Below are 8,241 nucleotides of genomic sequence, written 5' to 3' on the forward strand. Positions count from 1 at the left end.
GCCTGCCCGGCGGCGAGCGCGGCGATCAGGCGCAGCGGCAGCGGCTCGCCGGCCCCGGCCTGGTAGCGCTCCAGCATCGCATCGAGCACGCCGGCCCCGGCGAGCACGTTGCCCTGCACCGCGACGTGCGCGGCGTGGCGGCTGCCGGCCCAGTCGAAGCAGCGCGCGCCGGTGAAGCTCGCGGCGCGCCCCTGCACATCGACGATGCCGAGCTGGCGGAATTCGCGCTCGGCATCGTTGCCGGTCAGGATCTCGACCGCCTGCTGCGGACTCGCGCCGTGACCGAGCAGCGCCAGCCCGCGCGGCCCGAAGCTGGTGTTGCAGTAGCACTGCGTCGCGATCGCGCCGACACCGGCCTGCGCGTACGGGATCGACACGCCGACGTTCGGGAACTTCGACTGCACGGCGACGCCGAGGTCGCCGGTCTCGGGATCGTGGGCGACGATCGAGAAGGTCATGGGCAGGCACTCCGCAGGGGCATCGGGCGGCACGGCGCCGCCTTGCGCAGCGTAGTGCGGCCTCAGCGCGCCGGCGCGCCGCGCAGTGCCGCGGCCTGGCGCACGAGCTGCACGAACTCGGCCCGCCGACCCTCGCCATCCTCGCCGCGCGCGCCCTGCGCCAGGGTTTCGATCGCGTCGATGCCGTAGCCGCGCAGCTCCGTGTCCTGGCGCAGCCACTGTCCGAAGGCGGAGACCGCGACCGCGAAGCGCGTGTCGGCATCGGCGGCGGCGATGCCGGCGAAGGCGTCGGCCGCACGCACCGGCTGCGCGAGGGCTTCGCTGCGCGCCGCGCCCGGCTGCTTCCAGCGCAGCTTCACCCAGGCGAGCTCGCCGGGATGGCGGTTCGGCGCCGTCGCCGCCGGTGCCTCGTAGCGCCCGGGCTCGATGCGCGCCCGGGCGCCGGCCGGCGTGATCTCGTAGAGCGCCGTGACCGTGTGGCCGACGCCGAGGTCACCGGCATCGACGGCATCGTTCGTGAAGTCGGCCCGCGCCAGGGCGCGCGTCTCGTAGCCGAGCAGCCGGTATTCGCTGACCTCGGCCGGGTTGAACTCGACCTGCACCTTGGCATCGTCGGCAACCGGAATCATCGTCGCCGCGAGCTGCTCGACCAGCACGCGCCGGCCTTCCTGGACGCTGTCGAGATAGGCGGCATTGCCGTTGCCGGCCTGCGCCAGCGCCTGCGCCGTGCCGTCATGCAGGTTGTCGAGGCCGACGGTCAGCACCGACAGGTACACGCCCGCCTTGCGCTGCTCGCTCACGTACTGCGCGAGCCCGGCCGGATCGGACAGGCCGACGTTGAAGTCGCCGTCGGTGCCGAGGATCACGCGGTTGACCGCCTGCCGGTCGAAGTGCTCGCGCGCCAGCCGGTAGGCCTGCTCCAGCCCGGCCGCCCCGGCCGTGCTGCCGCCGGCGGCGAGACCATCGAGCGCGGCGAGGATCTTCGTGCGCTCGCGTCCGGAGGTCGGCTCCAGCACCGTGCGCACGCCCCCGGCGTAGCTGACGATCGCGACGCGGTCCTCGGGCCGCAGCCGCTCGACCAGCAGGCCGAGCGACTTCTGCAGCAGCCCGAGGCGGTCGGGCGCGTCCATCGAGCCGGACACGTCGATCAGGAACACCAGATTCGCCGGCGGCCGCTCGTGCGTGGCCGGCGCCCAGCCCCGGATGCCGATGCGCAGCAGGCGCGTGTCCGGGTTCCACGGCGTCGGCAGCAGCGCCGTCGACACCTGCAGCGGCCGGCTGCGGGCCTCGGGGGCCGGCCACGCGTACGGGAAGTAGTTGACCATCTCCTCGATGCGCACCGCATCGACCGGCGGCAGCCGGCCGTCGTTGAGCAGCCGGCGCACCAGCGCATACGAGGCCGTGTCGACATCGAGGCTGAAGGTCGAGACCGGCTGTTCGGCCGTGCGCATGACCGGGCTCTTGCCGGCCTGCGGGAACTGCGCGGCCGGCAGCGCCGCCGGTGCACCGCGCGGTTCGGCGGCCTTCGCCAGCAGCGCCCCCGACATCCCGCCCGCCAGTGCGCCCGTCACCTTCGGCGGCGGCAGGCCGGCGACCGGTGCGCCGGCGTACGGACCGCCGCCGCCCCCGCAGGCCGAGACAAGGGTGGCGGTCAGACCGATCAGCACAAGACCGGCGGCGCGCAGGCGCGGGACGGCAGACATGGAACGACTCCCGGATGGAGGTTGCGGATGGAGGTTGCGGAAGAAGGGTGCGCAGGCAGCTTGCAGAAGAGGGCGATGCGGGCGGGGTCTGCAGTGTGGTCGGCCGGCGCGACGCACGCACAAAAAAACGCCGCCCGGAGTCTGGGGGCGGCGTCGCAGAGAACCGGCAGCGCTCAGCGGGTATTCAGTCCCAGTCGCGCCAGTGCCGGTGATGGCGATGGTGGTGCCGGGCCCACGGCGGCGGGCCGCGGCGATAGCCGCGATCCTCGACGTAGACGCGGCGCTCGACGACGTAGCGCGGCGGCGGCGCGTAATAGCGCGGCGGCGGCGGGGCGTAGTACGGCCGCTCGACGACATACGGACGTTCGTAGACCGGCCCGTTGTAGACGCGCCGGTAACGGTAATCGCGATCACCCTGCGTCGTGGCCGCCGCGCCGAGCGCCGCGCCGAGCGCGCCGCCGACGATCGCGCCGTCGCGACCGCTGATCTCGTGGCCGACCACCGCACCGAGCGCACCACCGACGCCACCGCCGATCAGCGCATCGCCGCTGCCGGCCTGCGCCGGCGCGCTCAGCGGCAGCGCCAGCGTCGCCGCCAGCAGGCAGGCCATGAGTTTGTTGTTCATGATTTTTGACTCCTCTGGAGGAGACGAATTGCGGCAGTACCGCTGCCGACGGCTGTCACGTCAGGAGGGGTGCGCGAGCCGCGGCCGGATCGGGGACGGGGCCGTTCTTAAACCCGGACCGCGACTCGCGCCTCCCTTGGCATCAGCCAAAGCAATCGCAGTGCCAACACCGAAATTTCCAGAAAAAACCGGGCCATGCGGCCTGGACATCGCGGAATTCACGGGGAGATTCGTCGCCTTTCGACGACGAGCGGACCGGATGCGGAAAAGATCAGATATCCGTCAGGGACTTGCATTGTCGCCTTGCAGCGACGATCCGCGATTTGACTGTTGCGGGCGGCCAACGCGGCAGGGAGGCGCGGTCAGACCGGATTTCAAAATAACTGCATGGTCGCAAGCCCGCAATCGAATGCTCCGCGCCGCAGAGGGCCGGGATGCGCGGCAGGAACGCGCGTTGCGGCACTGCGGTATTCCCACACGATAGCCATGTATTTAGTTACTATCCGGTACTTTGGATCGCCCCCATTCCGGATGCCGCACATGCCCAGCCCCGACGTGCTCGCTGCCGCCCTGCGCACCTGTCTGCCGGTGGCGTTCGGCTATGTGCCGCTCGGGATGGCGTTCGGCGTGCTGCTGGTGCAGAGCGGCCAGCCGGCCTGGCTGGCCCCGCTGATGGGGCTCTGCATCTACGCCGGGGCCGCGCAGTTCCTCGCGGTCGGCCTGCTCGCGGCCCGGGTGCCGCTCGCCGACATCGCACTCGCGACGCTGCTGCTGAACCTGCGTCATGCCTTCTATGGCCTGTCGATGATCGACCGGCTGCCGGTGCGCGGCTGGCGGCGCTGGTATGCGGTGTTCGCGCTGACCGACGAAACCTGGTCGCTGCTGACCGGCACGCGCCCGCCACCGGCCTTCGCCACCCCGCCGGCCGCGCACGATTTCGTGTTCGCGGTCAGCGCGCTGAACCAGGGCTGGTGGCTGCTCGGCTGCACGCTCGGCGGGCTCGGCGGACTCGCGCTCGGCGGGCTCGACACGCACGGGCTCGAATTCACGCTGACCGCGCTGTTCGTCGTGCTGCTGGTCGAGCAGTGGCACGCGGTGCGCGAGCCGTGGCCGTTCCTGCTCGCCGCGTCCGCCGGTGCCGTCAGCTTCGCGTTCGCACCGCCTGCGCAGTTCCTGCTGGTGGCGCTGGCCCTGACGCTGGCCGGGCTGCTGGCCGCGCAGCGGGCACGACCGGCATGAGCTACGTGCTCGCGGCCGTGGCGCTGATGGCGCTCGCGACCTTCGCGACCCGGGCCGCGCCGTTCCTGCTGTTCGCCGGTGCCGGCGAGCGGCCGTGGCTGCGCTTCCTCGCACGTTATCTGCCACCGGCGGTCATGACCGTTCTGGTGCTGTATTGCCTCAGGGATACGTTCACGAGCGGGGCTCCGGGGCCGTTGCCCGCGCTCGCGGGCGTCGTCGTAACCGTGGCCGTCCATCTCGCCCGGCGCAATGCGCTGCTCAGCATCGCGGCCGGGACGGCCCTCCACATGTTGCTGCTGCGATGATCGACACGAGTCTGTCCGGCCCCGGCACGCGGGCGCATCCCAGCCGGGATCTGCTGCGCCACTGGTTCGACCCGCTGACGCTGGTGCGCGGCGAGGCCCTGCTGCGCACCGGCGGCGTGCTGGAGCTGCGCCCCGGCACCGACGGCAGCGTGCACGGCGTCGTGCGCGGCAGCCACCGCCCGCGCTACGAGACGCGTGTGCGCCTGATCCAGAACACCCGCGGCCTGCAGCTCGAAACCGAGTGCTCGTGTCCGGTCGGCGTCGACTGCAAGCACGCCGCCGCGCTGCTGCTGCGCCTGCTGGCCCTCGGCAGCGGCAGCGACCGCCCGGCCTGCGTGCCGCCGCTCGCGCCGGTGACGCCGGCCCCGGCGAGCGGTCCCTCGCCGGCGCTGTCCGCCTGGCTCGAACGCGTCGGCCACGCCGCGCTGCCGAAGCCGGCCGGCGATGCCGCCGAACGCCTGCTGTACCTGCTGCAGCCGCAGGGCGATGCCCCCGACGCCTGCGCGCTGCGCGTGGTCTCGGCGCGCGCGCTCAAAAAGGGCGGATACGGCAAGCCGCGCAACCTCGATCCGGGCTCGGTGCTGGTGCCCGGCATGTATCCCGGCCGCTTCGAGGATGCCGACCGCGCGCTGCTGCACGAACTGGCGCTGGCGCGCGACCCGTACGCCCGCACGCTCGCCGGCGAGCGGGCGCTGCCACTGGCTCGACGAGAACGGGCCGCTGCTCGCCGAAGGCCCGGCCCGCCCGGCCACCGTGCAGTGGCAGACCGATCCCGGCGGCGGCACCCGGCTCGCCTTCGTCGCCGGCCCGCCGGCCGATGCGGTGCTGCCGCTGTCGCCGCCGTGGTACGTCGATGCGCAGGCCGGCTGCTGCGGGCCGCTCAGCACCACGCTGCCGCCGGCGCTGGCCGGGGCGCTGGCCTCGGCACTGGTGCTCGAAGCCGAGGACATCGACCCGCTCAACGACTGGCTGGAGCGCCACCTGCCCGGCGTCGCGCTGCCGCGCCCGCCCCGGCTGCAGGTCGCGACCGAGGCCGACTTCCGTCCGCAGCCGCGCCTGCGCCTGTACAGCCGCGAACTCGGCGCCGCGCCGGCCGCCGGCATCGGCCGCGGCACGCGCAGCGGCACCGGCCTCGTCGATGGCGTGCATCTGGACTTCGGCTACGGCGATGCCCACTGGCTGGACTGGCACGACGACACGCCGGTGATCAGCCGCCTGCGTGCCGATCGCGTGGTCGAGCGCATCGCCCGGCGGCGCGACCTCGAACGCGCCGCGATCGAGCGCCTGTACGACGCCGACCTGATCGCGCTGCGCAACCTGAGCTGGGCCGCCGAGCGCCTGCCGCGCAGCTGCAGGCACGACTTCGGCTTCCATGACCCGGACCGCTGGGCCGATTTCGTGCTCGGCGAACTGCCGCGGCTGCGTGCCGAGGGCTGGCGCATCGAGATCGAGCCGGGCTTCCGCTACGACCTCGCCGAACCCGGCGAATGGTTCGCCGAACTCGACGAGAGCGGCGGCGAGGACTGGTTCGGACTGGCCCTCGGCGTCGAGCTCGACGGCGAGCGCGTCAACCTGCTGCCCTGTCTGGTCGAGCTGCTCGCGCGCCTGCCCGGCGGCGACGCGCGCAGCTGGCTCGCGCAGCTCGGCGACGAGCGCCGGGTCATGGTGCCGCTGCCCGACGGCCGGCTGCTGCCGGTGCCGGCGGCGCGCATCCGCAAGATCCTCGCGGTGCTGGTCGAGCTCTACGACGGCGAGGGCCTGAACCTGCGCGGCAAGCTGTCGCTCGCGCGCAGCCAGGCAACGCGGCTTGCCGAGCTCGAAGCCGCACTCGGCGACCGCACGCTCACCTGGCACGGCGGCGAACGCCTGCGCACGCTGCTCACCGAACTGCGGCGCGGTCCGCAGCCGGTCGCGGTGCCGGAGGGCTTTCACGCCCAGCTGCGCCCGTACCAGCAGCAGGGCCTGGAATGGCTGCAGTTCCTGCGCGTCACGCAGCTCGCCGGCGTGCTCGCCGATGACATGGGCCTCGGCAAGACCGTGCAGACGCTCGCGCACATCGCCTGCGAGCACGCCGCCGGCCGCCTCGACCGGCCGGTGCTGATCGTCGCGCCGACCAGCCTGCTGCCGAACTGGCGCGACGAAGCCGCACGCTTCGCGCCGCGCCTGCGCGTGCTGGCGCTGCGCGGCCCCGACCGCGCCCGCGATTTCGCGCGCATCCCCGAGCACGATCTGGTGCTGACCACCTACGCGCTGCTGCCACGCGACCGCGAGGCGCTCGCCCGGCACACGTATCACCTGCTGATCCTCGACGAGGCGCAGGCGATCAAGAACCCGACCGCGCAGGCCGGCATCGTCGCCCGCGCCCTGCGCGCCCGGCACCGCCTGTGCCTGACCGGCACGCCGATGGAAAATCACCTCGGCGAGCTCTGGAGCCTGTTCGACTTCCTGCTGCCCGGTCTGCTCGGCGATGCCCGCCAGTTCCAGCGCAGCTTCCGCAAGCCGATCGAGAAGGACGGCGACCGCGAACGTCGCGAACGCCTCGCGGCACGCGTCGCGCCGTTTTTGCTGCGCCGGACCAAGGAACAGGTCGCCGCCGACCTGCCGCCGAAGACCGAGATCGTGCGCACGATCGAAATCGCCGGCCCGCAGCGCGACCTCTACGAGGCGATCCGCCTGTCGATGCAGGAGCGCGTGCGCGCCGAGATCGCCGCCAAGGGCCTCGCGCGCAGCCACATCGTCATCCTCGACGCGCTGCTCAAGCTGCGGCAGGTCTGCTGCGACCCGCGGCTGGTCAAGCTCGGCAGCGCGCGCGCGGTCAAGGGCTCGGCCAAGCTCGAACTGCTGACCGAGATGCTGCCGGAACTCGTCGACGAAGGCCGGCGCGTGCTGGTGTTCTCGCAGTTCACGCAGATGCTGGCGCTGATCGAGAAGGAACTCACCAGGCTCGGCATCGCCTACGTGCTGCTGACCGGCACCACCGAGGACCGCGCCACGCCGGTACGCCGCTTCCAGGCCGGCGAAGTGCCGGTATTCCTGATCAGCCTGAAGGCCGGCGGCACCGGCCTGAACCTGACCGCCGCCGACACCGTGATCCACTACGATCCGTGGTGGAACCCGGCCGCCGAGGATCAGGCCTCGGACCGCGCGCACCGCATCGGTCAGGAAAAGCCGGTGTTCGTCTACAAGCTCTACACCGAGGGCACGGTCGAGGAAAAAATCCGCGACCTGCAGGTCAGGAAGCGCGCACTGGTCGAAAGCATCCTGACCGAACGCGACAGCGCCCCGCAGCTCGCCGAGGACGATCTCGACGCGCTGTTCGCGCCGCTCTGAACTCCCCGAAGCGCACCGGCCGGTGAGGCTGCCGGAGGAAACCCGGCAGCCATCCCATCCTGCCGAATAGAAGGATGATCTCTGATGCCGCCTGATACTGTGCAACTCAGCAAATTCTTGAGTTTCGTCCTTCGCCACAAACCTGATGCAATCGGTTTAACATTAGATACCCAAGGCTGGGCCTCCATCGACGAATTACTCGCCAGGAGCGATGCAGCCGGAATCCGGTTCAACCGGGAAGACCTGCTGCAGATCGTTGAAACCAGCGACAAGAAGCGGTTTTCTCTATCGCAGGATGGACTGCACATCCGTGCCGCCCAAGGACATTCCGTGACCGTTGCACTCGGACTGTCACCCCAGGAACCGCCGAGCATCCTGTACCATGGGACGGCGACGCGATTCGTGGATTCGATCCTGTCGGAAGGGCTCAAGCCGCAAGCACGCCAGCAAGTGCACTTGTCGGCCGATGAAGCAACCGCATATCGCGTCGGCCAGCGTCACGGCAAACCGGTCATCCTCAAGGTTGACGCTTTGCGCATGCACACGAAGGGCTTCAAGTTTTTCCTGGCAGACAACGGCGT

General features: G+C 71.4%; 7 protein-coding genes. 4 read left to right on the forward strand and 3 right to left on the reverse strand.

From position 1 onward, the window contains the following. The 3 genes from PKE44_RS11595 to PKE44_RS11605 form a co-directional block, all read right to left on the reverse strand. The coding region (locus PKE44_RS11595; protein ID WP_324551282.1) for a DUF1028 domain-containing protein at positions 1-458 on the reverse strand (458 nt) is incomplete at its 3' end. Positions 459-520: 62 nt separating this feature from the next. Further along, positions 521-2,161 (reverse strand): von Willebrand factor type A domain-containing protein, encoded by a 1,641-nt coding sequence (locus tag PKE44_RS11600; RefSeq protein WP_324551284.1) that lies wholly within the window; start codon positions 2,159-2,161, stop codon positions 521-523. Between the two features lie 184 nt (positions 2,162-2,345). Next, positions 2,346-2,786: a hypothetical protein gene (locus PKE44_RS11605; protein ID WP_324551286.1), complete on the reverse strand. Its 441-nt coding sequence runs from the start codon at positions 2,784-2,786 to the stop codon at positions 2,346-2,348. 540 nt (positions 2,787-3,326) lie between these two features. Here PKE44_RS11605 and PKE44_RS11610 point away from each other — a divergent pair. The 4 genes from PKE44_RS11610 to PKE44_RS11625 all read left to right on the forward strand — a co-directional run. Beyond that, entirely contained in the window at positions 3,327-4,025 is a 699-nt protein-coding gene (locus tag PKE44_RS11610) for an AzlC family ABC transporter permease (RefSeq protein WP_324551289.1), read from the forward strand. Continuing rightward, a complete protein-coding gene (locus PKE44_RS11615) occupies positions 4,022-4,330 on the forward strand; it encodes an AzlD domain-containing protein (RefSeq protein ID WP_324551291.1) in 309 nt (102 codons plus the stop codon). The genes PKE44_RS11610 and PKE44_RS11615 overlap by 4 nt, the downstream gene beginning before the upstream one ends. Positions 4,331-4,945: 615 nt before the next feature. Continuing rightward, on the forward strand, positions 4,946-7,660 hold the full coding sequence (locus tag PKE44_RS11620) for a DEAD/DEAH box helicase (RefSeq protein ID WP_324551293.1): 2,715 nt from the start codon (positions 4,946-4,948) through the stop codon (positions 7,658-7,660). Positions 7,661-7,744: 84 nt separating this feature from the next. Beyond that, positions 7,745-8,241: RNA 2'-phosphotransferase (locus PKE44_RS11625; protein ID WP_324551295.1), on the forward strand; the 497-nt coding region annotated here is incomplete at its 3' end.

Origin of the sequence: Plasticicumulans sp. (assembly GCF_035331805.1) — a bacterium.
In the GTDB taxonomy this organism is placed as follows: domain Bacteria; phylum Pseudomonadota; class Gammaproteobacteria; order Competibacterales; family Competibacteraceae; genus Plasticicumulans.